Raw genomic sequence first — 17,837 nt, forward strand, 5'->3', positions numbered from 1 at the left:
CCCGGCTTCCGGTCGTGGAGCCGGGGCGGGCGGTCAGAGCTCGTCCAGGACCTCGATGTCCTCCGCCATGACGTCGCGGGCCACGGCGAACGCCGCGACGGCCGCGGGGGTGCCGGACGCCGCCTGGCGGGCGGCCCCCAGGTCGGCGGCCGAGTCCCACCGCCAGACGCCGATCCATGTGCCGTCGTCCAGCCGGCCGAGCCGCGCCTCGGTGAGGCCGGGCTGCGCCGCCCTGATCGCGGTGACCAGGGCGGCGTGCCGGGCCCGAACCTGCTCGGCGTCGGCGGGTTCGGCCTGGAATCGGGTGACGCTGATGACGGCCATGGCTGGACCTTCTCTCTAGAGTTGACTTCTAGTGAACGAATCTAGAGATAGACTCTAGCCATGAGTGATGTCAAGCGGACGGGCAAGCGGGCCGAGAAGGCGAAGGAGACGCGCCGGCGCATCCTCGCGGCGGCGTCGGAGCTGTTCGTGCGGGACGGATACGGCGCGACGAACCTTCAGGACGTCGCCGACAAGGCCGGAGTCGCGGTGCAGACGATCTACTTCGTCTTCGGCAACAAACGCGCCCTGCTCAAGGAACTGGTCGACGTCACGATCGTGGGCGACGACGAGCCGGTGGCCACGATGGACCGGCCGTGGTACGCGGCGGCGCTGGCCGCGGGCACCGCCCAGGAGATGGTGCGCGCCTACGTCGCCGGCACCACCTCGGTCCTGGAACGGGTCGCGCCGATCGGCAAGGTCCTGGAGGCTGCGGTCGCGAGCGACCCCGAGGTCGCCGCCCTGTGGCCGCACGACGTCGATCCCCGCTACGTCGTCCACCGGCGAGCGGCCGAGACGCTGGCAGGCAAACCCGGGGCACGGGCCGAGACGCCGGTGGAGGAGGCGGCCGACCTGCTGTACGGCCTGCTCAGCCCCGAGCTGTACCTGCTGTTCGTACGGGAGCGCGGCTGGTCACGTGAGCGCTGGGAACGGTGGGCCGGCGAGACCCTCGGCGCCCGGCTCTGCTCCCCGGAAGGAGCCTCATGACGGACGACGTCCGGCTCCGCCCCGTCGCCCACGTCATCGGCGGACGGCCTGAGATGTACGAGGACCACTGGTACGGCACCAGGGCCGTGATCCGGCTGGACGACCGCTTCGAGCCCTCGGCGCTGCAGGGACTGCCGGAGTTCTCCCATGTGGAGATCGTGTTCCGGTTCGATCGGATCGACGAGCGGGACGTGCGGGTCCAGCCGCGACCGCCGCGCGGGAATCCCGACGGCCCGCCCGTGGGGGTCTTCGCCCACCGCGGCCCGTACCGGCCCAACCGGCTCGGGGTCTCGGTCTGCCGGCTGATCGCCGTCCACGGCCGCGACCTGCACGTGGCCGACCTCGACGCGCTGGACGGCACCCCCGTGCTGGACATCAAGCCCTACCTGGTCGAGTTCGCGCCGCTCGATCCGGTCCGGCAGCCCGGCTGGGCGACCCGCCTCATGAAGGAGTACTACGTGACATCGCGGTCGGCGGCCGGCGCGGACTGTGCCGGGGCGCCGGGCAGGCGCGCGCTGTGAGGTGGTTCACAGATCCCGCTCGACGACCCGCCTGGCCTGCGCGCGGAGCCGCGCCGCTTCATCACCACGATCAGCACCGTGATCAGCACCGTGATCAGCACCACGATCAGCACCGTGATCAGCACCGTGATCAGCACCACCATCGGCACCGACAGGACGTGACGGCGAACCCGGGTCCTGCGAGGCCGCTTCCCGCCGCCCCTGGGGTCTGGCCCGCACGTGCACGCGTTCGCCCTGGCGGCCGAACAGGTTGAGGACCTCCACGGGAGTGTCGCCCGCCGGGCCGAACCAGTGCGGCAGACGGGTGTCGAACTCGGCGGCCTCGCCCGGTCCCAGGATCAGGTCATGGTCGGCCACGACGAGCCGCACGCGTCCGGACAGCACGTACATCCACTCGTAGCCCTCGTGCGTGACCGGCCGCGGCTGGTTCTGCTCGGCGGGGATGATCGATTTCCACGCCTGCAGGGGGCCGGGCTGGGTGGTCAGCGGGAGGACGGTCCGCCCGTTGCGGACGAGGGGTTTGCACCGGACGCGCGGGTCGCCGACCTCCGGAGCGCCGACCAGCTCGTCCAGCGGCACCTGGTGTGCCTGCGCGATCGGCAGCAGGAGCTCCAGGCTGGGGCGGCGCTGGCCCGACTCCAGCCGCGAGAGCGTGCTCTTTGAGATGCCGGTGGCCTCGGCCAGTGCCGAAAGGGTCACGCCACGCTGGGTGCGGATGCGCCTGAGGCGGGCGCCGACCTGGGCCAGGGTGGCGCTTATCGAGGATCGCTGCTCCATGGGCCCCATTTCACCGCCGCTGTTCCAGAAATGGCAACAGAAGTTGTCGTCGGCCTACGGCGGGACGCACCATCGGCGGCGGAGGTGATCGTCATGATCAAAGCGATGAACAGCCATGACGCCGACGCGCGAGCCACGGCGGGCGGAAGGCACGACGTGGTGTTGGTCGGCGCGGGAGCGGCCGGCCTGAACGCCGCCCTGCTCCTCGGGCGGGCGCGGCGCCGCGTGGTGGTGATCGACGCCGGGGAACCGCGCAACGCCCCCGCCGCGCACATGCACGGCTTCCTGTCCCGCGACGGCCTGCCCCCGGCCACCCTGCTGGAGCTCGGCCGGGCCGAGATCGCCCGGTACGGCGTGCGTCTCGTCCCCGGCCGCGTGGAGGCGATCGAGGCGATCGACCCCGGCTTCGCCGTCCGGCTGGAGGGCGGCCCGGTGCTCGGCGCCCGCCGCGTGCTGGTCGCCACCGGGCTGCGCGACGAGCTGCCCGACATCCCCGGGGTGCGCGAGCTGTGGGGCAAGGACGTGCTGCACTGCCCGTACTGCCACGGCCACGAGGTCGGCGACCAGCCGCTCGCCGTACTCGGCACGCATCCCGGGGCGGTGCACCAGGCCCTGCTCCTGCGCCAGTGGAGCGACGACGTGGTCTTCCTGCCGCACACCCTCGACCTGACGGCCGAGGACCGGGAGCGCCTGGAGGCTCGCGGCCTCGGCATCGTCGAGGGAGAGATCGACCGTCTCGCCGTCGAGGGCGGCCGGCTGCGCGGCATCGAGCTCGCCGGCGGTCGCGTGCTTCCCCGCGCCGCCGCCTTCCTCTTCCCGCGCATGGTCCCGCACGACGAGCTGCTGACCCGTCTCGGCTGCGTCAAGGACGACACCGGCTGGGTCGCCACCGACCGCACGGGCCGTACCAGCGTCGCCGGCGTCTGGGCGGCCGGGAACGTCATCGACCCGCGCGCCCAGGTCGTCACCGCCGCCGGGATGGGATCGGCCGCGGCGTTCGCCGTCAACGCCGACCTGGTGGACGAGGACGTCCGCCACGCCGTCGAGCGGCGCCGCGCCCCGGCCGCCCCGATCGTGGAGAGCCGGCCCGCCCACCTTTCCCGGAGGGAGTCGTGAGCGCCGAGGCCGCGGTCCGGCGGGCGCCGGTCGCCCGCGGCAGGCTGCCCCTGGGGGTCTACCTGCTGTCGTTCAGCCTGTTCTCGATGGGCAGCGCGGAGTTCCTGCTCGCCGGGGTCCTGCCGGCCGTCGCCGCGGACCTGCGGATCACGCTGGCCTCCGCCGGGGCGCTGATCTCGATGTTCGCCGCCGGCGTCGTCGTCGGCGGGCCGCCCCTGGCCGTCCTGACCCTCCGCTGGCGGCCGCGGACGACGCTGGTGGCGACGCAGACGGCCTTCGCCGCCTGCGTGGCGATCGGCGTCCTCACGGACAGCTACGCGGTGCTCCTGGTCACGCGCTTCCTGTGCGGTCTGGCCTACGCGGGGTTCTGGGCGGTCGCGGCGGTGGTCGCGATCGGCCTGGTCCCGCCCGACCGTACCGCCCGGGCCTCCGGCGTCGTCGTCAGCGGGCTCAGCCTCGCGATGATCGCCGGCGGCCCGGCCGGGGCGATGCTCAGCTACTTCACCGGGTGGCGTGGCGGCTTCTGGGCCGTGGCCGCCCTCACCGTCGCCGGCGCCGTCCTGACGCTCGTGGCGTTGCCGGCCACGAGCGTGCGGGGCGACAGGAGTGTGCGGAGCGAGCTTCGCACGATGCGGCGGCCCCGGCTGTGGGTCGTCTACGCCGTCACCCTGCTGAGCACCGCCGCCTATATGATCACGTTCAACTACCTGGCGCCGTTCCTGACCGGTGTCACCCGCATACCCGGCGTCTGGGTCCCGGCCATCCTGACCCTGTTCGGCGTCGGCGCCCTGATCGGCCTGTCCATCGGCGGCAGGATCGCCGACCGGGTGCCCACCCGCGCGCTGCTGACCGGGGCGCTCGGGATCGTGGCCTGTTCGGTCCTGCTGGCCGTACTCGCCCGGCACGCGCTCGCCGTCGTCCCCCTGGTCCTGCTGCTCGGCGTCGCCGGGTTCGTGCTGAACCCGGCGATCTATGGGCGCGTGTTCGCCATCGCCGCCCAGGCGCCCACGCTCGCCGGGGCCACCACCATCTCGGCGTTCCAGCTCGGCATCAGCCTCGTGCCCGTGCTGGCCGCCGCCGCGCTCGATGCCGGAGCCGGGCTCACCGTCATCCCGTGGCTCGGCGCGGGTCTGGCCGCGATCACGACCGTGCCCGTGCTGCTCGACTGGATGATGTCGCGCCGGCGGGCCTGACGGCGTCGCAGCGGGAACGCCGGCCAGGCCGGGGCCGGGCCGGTGGCGGCTAGAGGAACGCCTCCACCATTCGGGCGAACTCCTCGGGGCCGGCGACGCGCACGCCCAGGCTCTCGGCCTTGGCCCGCTTCGACCCGGCCTTGTCGCCCGCCACCAGCAGCGAGGTCTTGGCCGACACGCTGGAGGACGCCTTGCCGCCGGCCCGTTCGATCAGTTCGTTGACCTCGTTGCGCGACAGCGCCTGCAGCGGGCCGGTCATCGTCCCGGTGACCACGACCGCCATCCCGGCCAGCGGCAGCTCGGCGGCTGCCGGTCCGGCTGCCGGTCCGGCGTCCGGTCCGGCTCCCGGTCCGGCTCCCGGTCCGGCGGCGTCGGGGCCCGCCTGGGCGCCGGGTGGCACGGCTCCCGGCTCGGTCATGCTGACCCCGGCCTTGACCAGCTTGTCGATGAGGTCGCCCAGCTCGGCCAGCTCCGCGACCACGAGGGGGGCCTTCTCGGGGCCGATGCCGTCGACGGCCTGCAGCGCCTCGACGTCGGCGGCGCGGATGGCCTGCATGGCGCCGAAGTGGCGGGCGATGCGGCGGCTCATGCTCCGGCCGGTGCCGCGCACCCCGAGGGCGCAGAACACCCTGCTGAGCGGCCGGCTCCTGGCCCGGTCGATGGCGGCCAGGAGGTTGTCGGTGCTGGTCTCGCCCATCCGCTCCAGGCCGAGCAACTGCTCCCGGGTGAGGAAGAACAGGTCGGCGAAGTCGGCGATCAGACCGGCCTCCAGCAACTGGCGGATGCGGTTGTCGGCCAGGCCCTCGATGTCGAGCTGGTCACGGCCGGCGGCGTAGCTGATCGAGGCGATCGCCCGGCAGGCGCGGCCGCGCACGCACCGCCACCGCTCCTGGGACCGGTCGATGCCGTCGCCGCAGGACGGGCAGACGTCGGGGAAGACGATCGGTTGCTCGTCGCCGGTGCGCAGGTGCACCACCGGGGACTCCACCCGGGGGATCACGTCGCCGGCTTTGTAGACGACGACGTGGTCGCCGAGCATGAGGCCACGCCGGGTGATGTCGGCGACGTTGTGCAAGGTGGCGTAGGTGACGACGCTGCCGTCGAGCTCGACCGGCTCCAGCACGGCACGTGGGGCGATGACGCCGGTGCGGCCGGTGTTCCACTCGACGCCGACCAGCCTGGTGATCTTCTCGACGGCGGGGAGCTTGTAGGCGATCGCCCACCGGGGGGCCCGCGAGCTGAACCCGGCCTGCTCCTGGTCGGCGGCCAGGTCGCACTTGACGACGATGCCGTCGATGCCGAACGGCAGGTCGGCCCGCTGGGCGGCGATCTGCTCCACGCGCTCCCGCACCCGCTCCAGCGAGTCGGCGACGATGCCGGCGACCGGGGTGGCGGCGGTGGTCTGCACGCCCTGCGCGGCCACCCACTGCATGACCTCGCTGTGCGGCAGCGCGCGCAGCCGCGCGGCCGGCTCGGAGGTGTCGCCCGGGTGCGGCAGCGCGCCGTAGCCGAAGAAGGTCAGCTCGCACGTGTAGGGGCGGTCCTGGGCGCGCAGCGTGCCGGCGGCGGCGCTGCGCGGGTTGGCGAACGTGGTGCCGTCGTGGGCCTGCCGCTTGGCGCACGCCTGCTCGAACTGCTCGGCCGTCATCATGACCTCGCCGCGCAGCTCGACCGTCACCCGGTCGGCGAGCCGGGCGGGCAGGCCGACGACGGTGCCGATCGCGTGGCTGACGTCCTCGCCGGCGGTGCCGTCGCCGCGGGTCACGAGCTGCGCCAGCCGTCCGTCACGGTAGCGGGCGGAGATGGCCAGGCCGTCGAGCTTGGGCTCCACGCTCCAGGCCGTCACCTCACGGCCCAGGCGGCGCTGCAGGGCGGCCGCCCAGTCGGCGAGCTGCTCGGGGCCGAACACGTTGTCCAGGCTCAGCATCGGCACCGTGTGCGGCACGTCGCCGGTGACCGCGCCGCCGGCCACCTTGCCCGTGGGGGAGGCGGGCAGCACCTGCTCGGGGTGCGCCTGCTCGTACGCGGCGATGCCGCGCACCAGCTGGTCGTAGGCGTCGTCGTCCAGCGACGACTCGCCGTCGCCGTAGTAGGCCGCGGCGGCGTCGGCCGCGAGCTGCACGGCGGCGGCGTAGGCGGCCTGGTCGAGAAGGTCGGCATGCGCGGGAGCGTCGGTCATGGGCCTATCGTGCCGGGCCCTGCCGACATTTCCAGCACCTGCGGCGCTCGCACGGACTGACCCGGCGAAGGGGCTCGGTCAGCCTTCGAGGCGGCCGGGCTCGCGGAGGCGGCGGGCGAGCAGCCAGGCCAGAGCCGGGAAGACGCCCAACGTGGCGAGCATGGCCTGCAGGGAGGTCGCGTCGGCCAGGGCGCCCAGGGCCGGGGCGAGCACGCCGCCGACGCTCACCGCCAGGCCGAGGGTCACCCCGCCGGCGGTGCCCACCCGGTTGGGCAGATAGTCCTGCCCGAGCGTGATGTGCAGCGAGAACGGCACGTACAGGGCGATCGCCGCGACGGCCACGACCCCGTAGAGCGCCGGTCCGGGGACCAGTGCCACACCGGCGACCGCCAGGACCGCCACGCCGTAGGCGCGTCGCATCGTGCGCACCCGGCCCCAGCGCCTGGCCAGCCGGCCGCCGAGCACGGTCCCGGCCGCGCCGCCGGCGAACAGCACGAACAGCGCCGCCCCGCCGGCGGCGTCGCCCGGATGGACCCGTTGCTGCGCGAACAGCCCCAGGAACGTGCTGAGCCCGACGTAGGCGATCGAGCGCAGGACGACGACCGCCGACAGCAGGCGGAACGCCGGCCAGTCATCACGACCACCGGTCCGGCGGCCCGCCGCGGCGCGTGCGCGCCGTCCCAGCAGCGGCAGGGTGACCAGCGTGCCGAGCACCGCGGGGGCGAGCAGGAGCGGTGCCGCGGCCAGCCCGCCCACCGCCAGCACCGGGGTCGCGATCACCGGCGCGAGCGCGAAGCCGACGTTGCCGCCCAGCGAGAACCAGCTCATCCCGACGTGCTCGCCGCCGGTCACCGCGCGGGCCAGCCGCGCCCCCTCGGGATGGTACGCGGCGACCCCGAACCCGGTCAGCGCGATCGCCGCGAGGGCGAGCGGGTACGACCCGGCCACGCCGAGCAGCGCGACGCCGCACCCGGCCGCCAGCGTGCCGGCCGGGACCAGCCACGGCATCGCCCACCGGTCGGTGAACCCCCCGAACAGCGGCTGGACCACCGAGGACAGCAGGGAGGCGGCCAGCACGAACCCGGACACGCCGAGATGGTCGTAGTGACGCTCGGCCACCAGGAACGGCACCAGCACCGGCACCATGCCCTGGTAGAAGTCCACGCTCCCATGCCCGATGGGCAGCAGCAGCCGGCTGTTCGCGCGCATGTCACCAGGGTCGGGGAGGAGGCTTCCCGGCGGCTTCCGATAACCTGCCGGAACATGTCGATTTCCCGCCACACCCCGACCGCGCCCACCGGGCTGCGCCGCCTGGCCGCCGGAGCGGGGATCGACGCCCACCACCACGACGAGCACCAGATCGTCTACGCCGCCCGCGGCGTGCTGTCGGTCACCACGGACCGGGGCCGGTGGATCGCACCGGCCACCCGGGCGATCTGGGTGCCGGCCGGGACCGTGCACGAGCACCGGGCCTACGGCCGGACCGACGTGCACCTGGTGGGCCTGCCGGTCGAGGTGAACCCGCTGGCGCTGCACGCCCCCGCCGTGCTGGCGGTCGAACCGCTGCTCCGCGAGCTGATCATCGAATACACCCGTGACCCGGACGCCGGCGGCCCGGCCGAACGCGACCGGCTCCTCGCCGTGCTGCTCGACCGGCTGCGGCACTCCCCGCGCCACCCGGTGCACCTGCCCACCCCCAGCGATCCCCGGCTGGCCGCGGTGTGCGCGCTGCTGCACGACGACCCCGCGGACGGTCGCACGCTGGCGCAGCTCGGCGCCGAGGCCGGCGCCAGTGAGCGCACCCTGTCGCGGCTGTTCCGCGCCGAGCTGCGCATGACGTTCCCGCAGTGGCGCACCCAGCTCCGGCTGCACCACGCGCTCATCCTGCTCGCCGAGCGCACGCCCGTCACGACCGTCGCGCACAGGTGCGGCTGGGCCTCGGCGAGCGCGTTCATCGACGTCTTCCGCCGCACGTTCGGGCACACCCCGGGACGCAACCGCTGAGACCGGCGAACCGCCGGCACCCGGGCGAGCCGCCGCGCGACGGCCGGGCCCGGCCGGAGCGAGCAGGACCTATTGCGGTGACTCGGACGTCCGTTTACGGCCTGTGCTTGTGATCGCGCCGGGCTCGATGGATCTTTGCGGTGGATCTTTCAAGCCGGCTCGTCGGAAGGGCGCCACTCCCCATGCAGCCATCACCCGCGCACGACACCGCCGGACACGCCACGGCGGGCTGGCGGGGATCCCTCGGCTGGCGGGACCCGCTGTTCCTGGCGGCCAGGCCGAGCGGCGAGCGGGTGCGCCGGTTCGTGGCGATGCTGCTCACGTTGCAGCGCCTCAGCTACCTGGTGCCCGCGTGCGCGAGCCTGTTCGCGGACGAGACGCTCTTCGCCGACCGCGGCCGCAACGCGGCGCTGCTGGCGCTGGCCCTCGTCTGGAACGTGACCTTGTTCCACTGGGTGGCGCGGCGTGGCTGGTTCGCGCCCCGGGCCGTGGTGATCGACGTGCTGGCGACCTGCGTCTTCATGGTGGGGGTGGCCGGGGTCTGCCTGCCCGAGTCGGGCACGTGCGTGCGCAACTGGTCCTCGCACGCGCTGCTGGCGACGGGAGCCCTGATCGGCGCGGTGAGCGAGCGTCCGATCCAGTTCGCCGCGTTGCTGCCCCCGGTCGCGGTCTACGCGGTCGCGCATGCCGGCGACCTCGGCCAGCGCCTCCCGGCCGCGCTGGAGCTGCTCGTGCGGGTGAACGGGTACGTCTGGTTCGCGGTCATCGTCTTCTTCATCCGCCGGTACCTCGCCGCCCAGGCGACCCGGCTGGACGGGCTGGCCGAGCAGCGGCTGGTGGCCGAGGCGGAGCGGGTCGCCGAGCGGGCCCGGCTGGCGCACTACCGGCAGTTGCACGACACGGTCCTGGCCACGCTGACCGCGATCGCGCGTGGCGGGCTCGACCACCACACGGAGGAGGTGCGGCGGCGGTGCGCGGCCGACGCGGCGTATGTGCGGGCGCTGATCAGGCAGGACGCCGCGGGCCCGGTCACCGGGCTCGGCAACGGCCTGGCGCGCGCGGTGGCCAGGGCGGCGGGGCTGGGGCTGTGCGTGCGCTACGCGGCCGAGGCGCTGCCCGAGGACCTGCCCGACGACGTGGCCGCGGCCTTGGCGGAGGCCGGCGCGGAGGCGCTCAACAACGTGGTCAGGCACTCGGGGGAGCGGGAGGCCTGGCTCACCGCCGTCGCCGTGGACGGCACGGTCACCGTCCGCGTGGTCGATCGCGGCAGGGGCTTCGAGCCCGGCGAGGTCGAACCCGGTTACGGGCTGCGCTCCTCGGTCATCGGGCGGATGCGTGAGGTGGGCGGAAGCGTGGAGATCATCACGGCTCCGGGCGAGGGCGTGTGCGTGGAGCTCAGGTGGCCGGACCCCGCGTAGCGCCGGGGCAGGCCGGACCGGCGTGCGGCTCAGGTGGCCAGGCCGTCCTCCCGGACGCGGGCGGCGAGCTCCAGCTTGGTGTACGCCGGACGTCCCGCCCTGCGGTATTTGTCCTTGACCCGTTCCAGGTAGTTCTTGGCGGTTCCCGGCTGCACGCCGGCGCTGCGGGCCGCCGCGCCGAGCGTCATGCCCGAGGCGTAGGCGAGCAGCACGGCGCGCTCCTGCGGGGACAGCACGGGCCGATCGACGTCCTGGTCGGCCAGCCAGCCCAGCGCCAGCTCGGGGGAGAGGGCCACCTCCTCCTTCGCCACCTCCCTGACCTTCGCCACCAGGGCGGCCAGGTCGTGATCCTTGGTGAGATACCCGCCCGCTCCCGCGTCGACCATCCGCCTGGCCATGTCGCCGGAGGTGACCACGCTGACCACGAGCACCCGTCGCCGCAGCCGCACCAGCGCGCGCACGTTGTCCACCGGCTCGGAGCGGTCGGCCAGCAGCAGGTCGAGCAGCACCACGTCGGCCGGTGACGGCTCCGTTCTGAGCAGTTCGGCGACGGTCGCGGCCGAGGCGGTCAGCCGGACGTCGGGCACGCCGGCCAGCCAGGCGGCCAGCCCTTCGATGAGCATCCGGTCGTCGTCCACGACGGAAACAGTGATCACGCCTGTCTGTCTCATATCCGGAATCTCGTGTCAAGTGCGCAGTTATGGCGGCTACCGGTCACCGGCCCGGCAGCGGAACATGGCGCCAAGTCCACGAAGGGAGCAGACATGACCGTCACGCTCGAAAGGGCCGAGGAGATCATCGCCGCCTGGAGGACGGGCGACGAGCCGGACAGCCCGGCCGGCCCCCTGCTGCCCGGCATGTACGTCGAGTCCGAGATCACCATGACCGGGCCGGGTCACTCCGGCAAGTGCGGGACCGCCTGCTCGGGCTCCTACACCCGTTACTGCTGCTGAGCGGGGACGGGAGCACATGGCCGGTGAGTTCGACCCCCCGCTGGATGCGCTGATCGGACCGGCTCTGGCCGACCTGGAGGCCCGGCTGGGGTCGCTCACCGGCCTCGCCCCGGCCGAGCGCGCCGCCATCCTGGCCGGCTCGGCGCGGTCCGTCGAGGAGGACGTCCGCCGCAAGATCACCAGAGTGCTGGTGCTGGAGCTGAACGCCGCCCGCCTGTCCGGCCGCCTGACCGGCGCCGACCCCGCCGCCCGGTGGGAGGAGTGGAAGCGGAGCGTCGCGCGGCCCGCGTTCTGGAAGGACCTGGCGGCGCCGTACCCCGCCATGACCGCCAGGCTGACGACGGTGATCCGCCACCGCTGCGCCGCCGCCCACCGCTTCGCCGCGCGCTTCGCCGCGGACCGCGCGGCGCTGGCCGCCCTGCCGGGAGCGCCGTCCGGCGCGCTCGAACACGTCGAGTTCGGCGCCGGGGACAGCCACCGCGGCGGGCAGACGGTCGTCGTGCTGCACGGCGCCGACGGCCGGGCGGTCTACAAGCCCCGCTCGCTGGCGGTGGACGCGGCGCTCGCCGAGCTGCTCACCAGCCTCGGCGACTCCACCATGCGCGTGCCCGCCGTCGTGACCGGCCAGGGGTACGGCTGGGCCGAGCACATCGAGCACCGCCACTGCGCCGACGCCGGAGAGCTGCGCGCCTTCTACCGCGGCATGGGCCACTGGCTGGCACTCATGCGCCTGCTCGGCGGCAGCGACCTGCACGCCGAGAACCTCATCGCCGCCGGACCGCACCCCGTGGTCGTCGACTGCGAGAGCCTGTTCACCCCGCACGCCAAGGCCCGCCCCTCCGGGTACGGCCAGGCGGTCGATCTGGCGGTGGAGCTGGTGGACAGCTCGGTGATGCGCACCGGGCTGCTCCCCGGGCGCGGGGTCGCGCTGGGCTGGCGCGGCGTGGACATGTCGGCGGCCGGCGCGCTGCCCGGCCAGCAGCCGCAGGTCGAACTGCCGGTGGTGCTCGGCGCGGGCACCGACAGCCCCCGGATGGGCACCGAACGGGTCGAACTGCCCCCGGCGGCCAACCACCCCAGCCCCGAGCCGGTCCTCGGCCACTACTGGGACGAGATCATGACCGGGTTCGACGAGCTCGACGGCCGCCTGGCCACGCTCGACCGGTCGGGCGGGCTGGAGCCGCTGCTGGCCGGCTTCGCCGACTGCCCGGTACGCGCCGTGCTGCGCTCCACCGAGTCGTACGCCGAGCTGGGCCGCATGCTCTGGCATCCCGCCGCGCTGCACGACGAGGCGCCCGCCCGCGCGAAAGCCGCCGCGCTGCTGGCCAGGATGTCGCAGAACGTGCCGGGCGCTCCCGGCGACCCCGCCGTCATCGCCGCCGAGGTGGACGAGCTGTGCCACGGCGACATCCCCATGTTCGACACCACCCCCCGCGCCGGCGTGCTGCGCGGCCCCGCGGGCACCCGGTGCGGCCCGGAACGCGACCTGATCGCCGAAGCGGTGACCCGCTGGCGGGCGCGCGACCACGGCCTCGACCGGCGGGTGGCGCAGGCGGCCCTGGTCAGCGCCTACCTCAACGAGGGCTGGATGCCGGAGGACAAGCGGCTCTCGCCCGGCCTGATCCGCACCGACCGCCTGGAACCCCGGCGGCGCGCGGCCGCCGCCGGCATCATGCGCGGCGTCCTCGACAGCGCCGTGCCCGGCGCCGACGGCACGGTCACCTGGATCACGCCCGTGCTGAACCCCACCGGCTGGGCCGTCCAACCGCTGTCGGCCGACCTGTACGGCGGAGCGCACGGCGTGGCCGTCCTGCTGGCCGCCTACACCCGGGAGGCCGCCGACGGCAGGGCCGAGCCCGTCGAGGAGCTGCCGGGACTCCTTGAGGCGGTGCTGCGCACCGTCCGGCTCGCCGAGGACCGCGACGCCGCCAAACGGCGGGAGGACATCCGGCTGCGCCCGGAGCCCCCCGGCGCCTACCTCGGGATCACCTCGCAGGTGTGGGGCTGGCTGCTGCTGCGCGCCCTCGGCGCGGCCGGGGACGAGGCGCTGGCGCGGGCCCGCGCGCTCGCCGGGCTGCTGCCGGAGTCGATCGAGGCCGACGACGGCTACGATCTGCTCTCCGGGATGGCGGGGGCGATCGTCCCGCTGCTGCGGCTGGGCGAGCAGGCCGGGGAAGCGCGGTGGGCCGAACTGGCCGGCTCGATCGGCGCGCGCCTCGCGGAGCTGGCGGAACACCGGCCGGGCGGGGCGTGCTGGCCCAGCCCACGCTTCCCGCAGGGGCTCGGCGGGCTGGCGCACGGCGCCACCGGCATCGGCTGGGCCCTGTCGCGGCTCGCGGAGTCGTCCGGCGGCCCCGGCGGCCTGCGGGAGCTCGCCGACGCGGCGTTCGCCTACGAGGACACCCTCTACGACCCCGACCAGCGGGGCTGGGTGGACCTGCGCGGGGACGGCTTCACCGCCGCCGCGTGGTGCCACGGCGCGGGCGGCGTCGGGATCGTCGCCGCCGACCGGCTGGCCCGCGAGGGCGGCGACCGGTGGCGTGACAGGCTGGCCCGCGCCGCCGCCTCCTGCTGGGCCGACGGCACCGGCTGGAACCACACGCTGTGCCACGGCGACCTCGGGTCGTGGGAGGTGATCGAGCACGCGCGGGCGGCCGGGGTCGCGCCGGTGGAGCGGGACCTGCTGGACGCCCACATCCTGGGCAGCCTGGAGGCCAACGGCCCCGTCAGCGGCCTGGCCCGGGACGCCTTCGCGCCGGGCCTGCTGCCCGGCCTGGGCGGGGTGGCCTACCAACTGCTGCGCATGCACCCCGACTGCGCCCTGCCGTCCGTCCTGCTCCCGGACCTGGGGTGAGCCCGATGGAGGAGGAGCTCGTCACCCCGTACTGGCACCTGGACCGGCCGGACGGGCCGCGGCGCACCCTGCGACGGCTGCCTGCGCTCACCGTCCCGGTGCTCCGGCTCATCTGGCGGTCCGGACGCCGGCCCGCGCTCACCATCCTCGTCCTCCAGCTCGCCGCGGGCGCCGCGACGGCCAGCGGGCTGCTGGCGACCACGACGGTGCTGGAGGACCTGCTGGCCGCCGGGGCGGCGTCCGAAAGGCTCCTGGCGGCGGTGCCCGGCCTGGCCCTGGTCGCCGCGATCGTCGCCCTGCGCGGCGCGGCCGAGGCGGCGGTGGAGCTGGCCAGAGCGCGGCTGGAGCCCGCGCTGCGGCGCGCGGCGGAGGAGCGACTGTTCGCCGCCGCCCTCGGCGTGCAACTGGCCGACTTCGACGACGTGGACTTCTACGACGGCCTGCACCGGGCCCGCGACCGGGGCCTGTTCCACCTCGACCGGGCGGCGGGCAACGTCATCGACCTGCTCGGCGCGGCCTGCGGGGTGACGGCGGCGGCCGCGGGGCTCGCCGTCCTGCACCCGCTGCTGGTGCCGTTGCTGGTGGCCGGCGTCATCCCGGAGGCGTGGGCGGTGCTGAAAGCCGCGCAACGCGGGTACGCGGGCATGCGCGCCATGGTCACCCTGAACCGCCGGGTCGACCTGCTCGCCGAACTGGCCACCGAGCGCGAACCGGCGGGCGAGCTGCGGGCCTGCCAGGCCCAGCCGTACGTCCTGGCCGAATACCGCCGGGCGGCGGACGTCCTGAAGGCGGAGGAGACGCGGGTGGGGCTGTCCATGGTGCGGGCCAGGACGGCGGGCCGCGCGGCGAGCGGCCTGGCCATGGCGGGAGTGCTGGCCGTGCTCGGGCTGATGCTGCACGCCGGCTGGATCGCGGCGGCCGCGGCGGGCACCGCGGTGATCGCCGTCCGGGTGGCGGGCGCGGCGCTGCGGCAGCTCACCCAGGCCGCTGACCAGCTCTTCGAGCAGTCGCTGTACGTGGCCGACTACCACGACTTCCTCGCCGACGCCGAGGCGAGGAGACGACCGGCGGGCGGTACGGCGGCGCCGCGCCGTCCCGGACGCATCACCCTGCACGGCGTCGGCTTCACCTACCCGGGCAGCTCGCGCCCCGCGCTGCGCGGGATCGACCTGACCGTCCACGCGGGCCAGACGATCGCGCTGGTCGGCGAGAACGGCTCGGGCAAGACCACGCTGGCCAGGCTGCTGGCCGGGCTCTACCGGCCCACCAGCGGCACCCTGCGATGGGACGGGCTCGACAGCGCCGATCTCGACCCGGACACCCTGGCCGACCGGGTGGTCCTGGTGCCGCAGCACCCGGTCCGCTGGCCGCACGACGCCAGGACCAACGTCCGCATGGGCCGCCACGACCGCGCCGACCCGGGAGACCACGCCCTGCGCGAGGCCGCCTCGCTCGCCGCGGCCGACGACGTCGTCGCGGACCTGCCCGCCGGATGGGAGACGCTGCTGTCCAAGCAGTTCAGGGGCGGCCACGAGCTGTCGGCCGGGCAGTGGCAGCGGCTGGCCGTGGCCCGCGGGCTGTTCCGCGACGGTCCGCTGCTGATCTGGGACGAGCCGACCGCGCCGCTGGACGCCAAGGCGGAGTACGCCGTCTACGAGACGCTCCGCAAGATCGCGGGGGAGCGGACCGTCCTGCTCATCACGCACCGGCTGACGAGCGTCCGGCACGCCGACCGCATCTACCTGCTGCACCAGGGGCGCGTCGCCGAGGAGGGCACGCACGAGGAACTGCTGGCGCTGGAGGGACGCTACGCCGAGCTGTACGCGTTGCAGACCGGGAAGGCGGCCAGACGATGACGCGGATGATCCACCCCGGCGAGCCGGGCTACCAGGCCAGGCGCAAGGCCTTCCTCGGCACGCTCACCGAGGACCTGCCCGCCGCCGTGGCCTGCTGCGCCACGGAAGCCGACGTGGTGGGCGTCCTGGAGCTGGTCCGCGCCCGCCGCCTGCCGTTCGCGCTGCGCGGCGGCGGGCACAGCTTCGCCGAGCACTCGTCCACGACCGGGCTGCTCGTCGACCTGGGCGCGATGCGGGGGATCGAGGTCGGCGCGGACAGCGTGCGAGTGGGCCCCGGCGTGCGGATCGGCGAGCTGGCCCGGCGGCTGGCCGAGCGCGGGCGCATGGTGCCCTGCGGCTGGTGCCCCACGGTCGGCGTGGTCGGGGCGGTGCTCGGCGGCGGCTACGGCGTGCTCAGCCGCCTGTACGGGCTCGGCGCCGACCACCTGCTCGCGGCGCGGGTGGTCCTGGCCGACGGGCGGGCCGTCGAGGCGCCGGACGACCTGCTGTGGGCGCTGCGCGGAGCCGGCGCCGGCCACTTCGGCGTGGTCACGCAGGTGACGCTGCGCACCCGGCCCATCGTGCCGATCACGGTCGTCCAGGCGAGCTGCGACTACGGGGACGCCGCCGAGCTGATCGACACCTGGCAGCACCTGGCGCCGGAAGCCCCCGACGAGGTCAACCTGGAGATCGCCGTCATCGCCGGCGACGAGCCCGACGAACCGCCGTCCGCCGTGCTCTTCGGCGTCGTCGCGGGGCCGGCGGAGCAGGCCCGGAAACTGGTCGCCGACCTGGCGCCGCCGGACCGGCTGCGGCTCACCAGCCTGGAAGGCGCCGCTGCCGCCTGCCATCACGCCTACGCCGACGGCGGGGAGGGCGCCGTCACGGAGCTGCCGTACGGCGAGCGGCCCGGGCTGCGCCTGAACAAGTCGGGCTTCTTCGACGGGCGCCTGCCCCGCACGGCCATCGACGACCTGCTGGCGCGGCTGGCGGCCGACCGGGTGCGCGGCGAGATCCGGGACCTGGAGTTCGTGCCCTGGGCGGGCGCGATCGGCCGTGTCCCCGCGGATGCCGGGGCATTCGCCCACCGGACCCCGCGCTTCCTGCTCAAACAGTCCGTCCAGGTGGGCTTCCGCGCCACCGACAGCCGCAGACGCGACGCGCACGCGTGGCTGTGCCGGTCGTGGGCCCGGCTGTCGCCGTGGGCCTCCGGCGCGGTCTACCCCAACTATCCCGACGCCGACCTGACGGACTGGGGGCGGGCGTACCACGGGGGCAACCTGCCACGGCTGCGGGAGGTGAAGGCCGCCTACGACCCGGCGGACCTGTTCCGCTCCGCCCAGCCGCTGCGCTGACAACCGTGGCCGGCGCCAGGCGGACAGACGGCGCAGGGGCGGGCGGTGCGCGGCGCTCCCCGGAGCGGGGGAGGCGCATCCCTCCCGAAGGGGAGCCCACCGGACCGTGGCCCGGAAAGGATGGCGACCATGAGCACCGCACCCGTGGCCCACCCGCCCGCACCGTCCACGCGCCCGAACCGGCTCACGACGTGGGCCGGCCGCACCATGATCCTGATCGCCGTGGCGCACACCGTCGTGGTCGCCCCCCTCGCCCCCTGGTCCGGCTGGTTCGCCGGGGACCTCCGCGACCGCACCGCGGACGGCGACTCGCTGGCGACGTTCTGGTCGCTGCCCGGCGGGTTCGTCGTGGTCCTGGCGCTGCTCGGGCTCCTGGTGGCGCGGGCGGGACGGCACGGGCAGCACGTTCCCGGGTACGTCGGCTGGGCCCTGCTGGCCTGGGGAGCGCTGGCCGTCGCCCTGATCGGACCGAGCGGGTTCCTCACCACCGCCGTCCCCGCCGGGCTGCTCATCGCGGCGAACCTCACCGCCGGACGACACTCCCGCCGCCGATCCTGAGCACGCCGACCTGAGCACGCCGGGCCGCGACGTGGCAGGCCCGTG

At 74.9% G+C, this 17,837-nt stretch carries 15 protein-coding genes and 1 pseudogene; 11 read left to right on the top strand and 5 right to left on the bottom strand.

Features of this window, described 5'->3' with window-relative positions:
* Positions 1–33: 33 nt before the first annotated feature.
* Positions 34–324: an antibiotic biosynthesis monooxygenase gene (locus ACGF0J_RS07300; protein WP_393142895.1), complete on the bottom strand. Its 291-nt coding sequence runs from the start codon at positions 322–324 to the stop codon at positions 34–36.
* A 60-nt stretch (positions 325–384) separates the two neighbouring features.
* Between ACGF0J_RS07300 and ACGF0J_RS07305 the strand changes: the two genes are divergently transcribed.
* Both ACGF0J_RS07305 and ACGF0J_RS07310 read left to right on the top strand, forming a co-directional pair.
* Positions 385–1,029 (top strand): TetR/AcrR family transcriptional regulator, encoded by a 645-nt coding sequence (locus ACGF0J_RS07305; RefSeq protein WP_393142897.1) that lies wholly within the window; start codon positions 385–387, stop codon positions 1,027–1,029.
* A complete protein-coding gene (locus tag ACGF0J_RS07310) occupies positions 1,026–1,550 on the top strand; it encodes an SAM-dependent methyltransferase (RefSeq protein ID WP_393142899.1) in 525 nt (174 codons plus the stop codon). The genes ACGF0J_RS07305 and ACGF0J_RS07310 overlap by 4 nt, the downstream gene beginning before the upstream one ends.
* Positions 1,551–1,745: 195 nt before the next feature.
* Here the strand turns inward: ACGF0J_RS07310 and ACGF0J_RS07315 are convergent.
* A pseudogene (locus ACGF0J_RS07315) lies at positions 1,746–2,327 on the bottom strand (helix-turn-helix domain-containing protein); the annotation flags it as partial.
* A gap of 93 nt (positions 2,328–2,420) precedes the next feature.
* Here ACGF0J_RS07315 and ACGF0J_RS07320 point away from each other — a divergent pair.
* Both ACGF0J_RS07320 and ACGF0J_RS07325 read left to right on the top strand, forming a co-directional pair.
* On the top strand, positions 2,421–3,443 hold the full coding sequence (locus ACGF0J_RS07320; protein WP_393142901.1) for an NAD(P)/FAD-dependent oxidoreductase: 1,023 nt from the start codon (positions 2,421–2,423) through the stop codon (positions 3,441–3,443).
* A complete protein-coding gene (locus tag ACGF0J_RS07325; RefSeq protein WP_393142904.1) occupies positions 3,440–4,636 on the top strand; it encodes an MFS transporter in 1,197 nt (398 codons plus the stop codon). Before ACGF0J_RS07320 ends, ACGF0J_RS07325 begins: the two co-directional genes overlap by 4 nt.
* Before the next feature lie 49 nt (positions 4,637–4,685).
* On the opposite strand, the gene ligA is transcribed toward ACGF0J_RS07325, so the two are convergent.
* Positions 4,686–6,815, bottom strand: coding sequence for an NAD-dependent DNA ligase LigA (gene ligA / locus ACGF0J_RS07330; RefSeq protein ID WP_393142906.1), 2,130 nt, complete (start codon positions 6,813–6,815; stop codon positions 4,686–4,688).
* A gap of 78 nt (positions 6,816–6,893) precedes the next feature.
* Positions 6,894–8,024 carry an MFS transporter gene (locus ACGF0J_RS07335; protein WP_393142908.1) on the bottom strand — a complete coding sequence of 377 codons (1,131 nt, stop codon included), beginning with the start codon at positions 8,022–8,024 and terminating at the stop codon, positions 6,894–6,896.
* A 54-nt stretch (positions 8,025–8,078) separates the two neighbouring features.
* Between ACGF0J_RS07335 and ACGF0J_RS07340 the strand changes: the two genes are divergently transcribed.
* Complete coding sequence (locus tag ACGF0J_RS07340; protein WP_393142910.1) at positions 8,079–8,819, top strand: AraC family transcriptional regulator; 741 nt, start codon at positions 8,079–8,081, stop codon at positions 8,817–8,819.
* A 182-nt stretch (positions 8,820–9,001) separates the two neighbouring features.
* The gene (locus ACGF0J_RS07345) at positions 9,002–10,237 is read left to right on the top strand and encodes a sensor histidine kinase (protein ID WP_393142912.1); all 1,236 of its coding nucleotides are present in this window, start codon (positions 9,002–9,004) and stop codon (positions 10,235–10,237) included.
* 29 nt (positions 10,238–10,266) lie between these two features.
* Here ACGF0J_RS07345 and ACGF0J_RS07350 read toward each other — a convergent pair whose 3' ends face one another.
* Positions 10,267–10,893: a response regulator gene (locus tag ACGF0J_RS07350; protein WP_393142914.1), complete on the bottom strand. Its 627-nt coding sequence runs from the start codon at positions 10,891–10,893 to the stop codon at positions 10,267–10,269.
* Positions 10,894–11,001: 108 nt separating this feature from the next.
* Here ACGF0J_RS07350 and ACGF0J_RS07355 point away from each other — a divergent pair, with 108 nt between their 5' ends.
* The 5 genes from ACGF0J_RS07355 (at position 11,002) to ACGF0J_RS07375 (ending at position 17,792) form a co-directional block, all read left to right on the top strand.
* Entirely contained in the window at positions 11,002–11,190 is a 189-nt protein-coding gene (locus tag ACGF0J_RS07355; protein WP_393142916.1) for a DUF6229 family protein, read from the top strand.
* A 16-nt stretch (positions 11,191–11,206) separates the two neighbouring features.
* Entirely contained in the window at positions 11,207–14,044 is a 2,838-nt protein-coding gene (locus tag ACGF0J_RS07360) for a type 2 lanthipeptide synthetase LanM family protein (RefSeq protein ID WP_393142918.1), read from the top strand.
* Positions 14,045–14,049: 5 nt separating this feature from the next.
* Positions 14,050–15,900, top strand: a complete 1,851-nt coding sequence (locus ACGF0J_RS07365) for an ABC transporter ATP-binding protein (RefSeq protein WP_393142920.1) — start codon at positions 14,050–14,052, stop codon at positions 15,898–15,900.
* Positions 15,897–17,234 (top strand): FAD-binding oxidoreductase, encoded by a 1,338-nt coding sequence (locus ACGF0J_RS07370; protein WP_393142922.1) that lies wholly within the window; start codon positions 15,897–15,899, stop codon positions 17,232–17,234. The genes ACGF0J_RS07365 and ACGF0J_RS07370 overlap by 4 nt, the downstream gene beginning before the upstream one ends.
* 129 nt (positions 17,235–17,363) lie before the next feature.
* On the top strand, positions 17,364–17,792 hold the full coding sequence (locus tag ACGF0J_RS07375) for a DUF6463 family protein (RefSeq protein ID WP_393142924.1): 429 nt from the start codon (positions 17,364–17,366) through the stop codon (positions 17,790–17,792).
* Positions 17,793–17,837 lie beyond the last annotated feature (45 nt).

Origin of the sequence: Nonomuraea sp. NPDC047897 (assembly GCF_043204415.1) — a bacterium.
GTDB lineage: Bacteria > Actinomycetota > Actinomycetes > Streptosporangiales > Streptosporangiaceae > Nonomuraea.

What these genes read in the sequence shown, in the direction of transcription:
- ACGF0J_RS07305 (WP_393142897.1), top strand. Translation starts at nt 385, where the DNA reads ATGAGTGATGTCAAGCGGACGGGCAAGCGGGCCGAGAAGGCGAAGGAG.
- ACGF0J_RS07320 (WP_393142901.1), top strand. Translation starts at nt 2,421, where the DNA reads ATGATCAAAGCGATGAACAGCCATGACGCCGACGCGCGAGCCACGGCG.
- ligA (WP_393142906.1), bottom strand. Translation starts at nt 6,815, where the DNA reads ATGACCGACGCTCCCGCGCATGCCGACCTTCTCGACCAGGCCGCCTAC.
- ACGF0J_RS07370 (WP_393142922.1), top strand. Translation starts at nt 15,897, where the DNA reads ATGACGCGGATGATCCACCCCGGCGAGCCGGGCTACCAGGCCAGGCGC.
- ACGF0J_RS07310 (WP_393142899.1), top strand. Translation starts at nt 1,026, where the DNA reads ATGACGGACGACGTCCGGCTCCGCCCCGTCGCCCACGTCATCGGCGGA.
- ACGF0J_RS07355 (WP_393142916.1), top strand. Translation starts at nt 11,002, where the DNA reads ATGACCGTCACGCTCGAAAGGGCCGAGGAGATCATCGCCGCCTGGAGG.
- ACGF0J_RS07300 (WP_393142895.1), bottom strand. Translation starts at nt 324, where the DNA reads ATGGCCGTCATCAGCGTCACCCGATTCCAGGCCGAACCCGCCGACGCC.
- ACGF0J_RS07365 (WP_393142920.1), top strand. Translation starts at nt 14,050, where the DNA reads ATGGAGGAGGAGCTCGTCACCCCGTACTGGCACCTGGACCGGCCGGAC.
- ACGF0J_RS07375 (WP_393142924.1), top strand. Translation starts at nt 17,364, where the DNA reads ATGAGCACCGCACCCGTGGCCCACCCGCCCGCACCGTCCACGCGCCCG.
- ACGF0J_RS07360 (WP_393142918.1), top strand. Translation starts at nt 11,207, where the DNA reads ATGGCCGGTGAGTTCGACCCCCCGCTGGATGCGCTGATCGGACCGGCT.
- ACGF0J_RS07345 (WP_393142912.1), top strand. Translation starts at nt 9,002, where the DNA reads ATGCAGCCATCACCCGCGCACGACACCGCCGGACACGCCACGGCGGGC.
- ACGF0J_RS07340 (WP_393142910.1), top strand. Translation starts at nt 8,079, where the DNA reads ATGTCGATTTCCCGCCACACCCCGACCGCGCCCACCGGGCTGCGCCGC.
- ACGF0J_RS07335 (WP_393142908.1), bottom strand. Translation starts at nt 8,024, where the DNA reads ATGCGCGCGAACAGCCGGCTGCTGCTGCCCATCGGGCATGGGAGCGTG.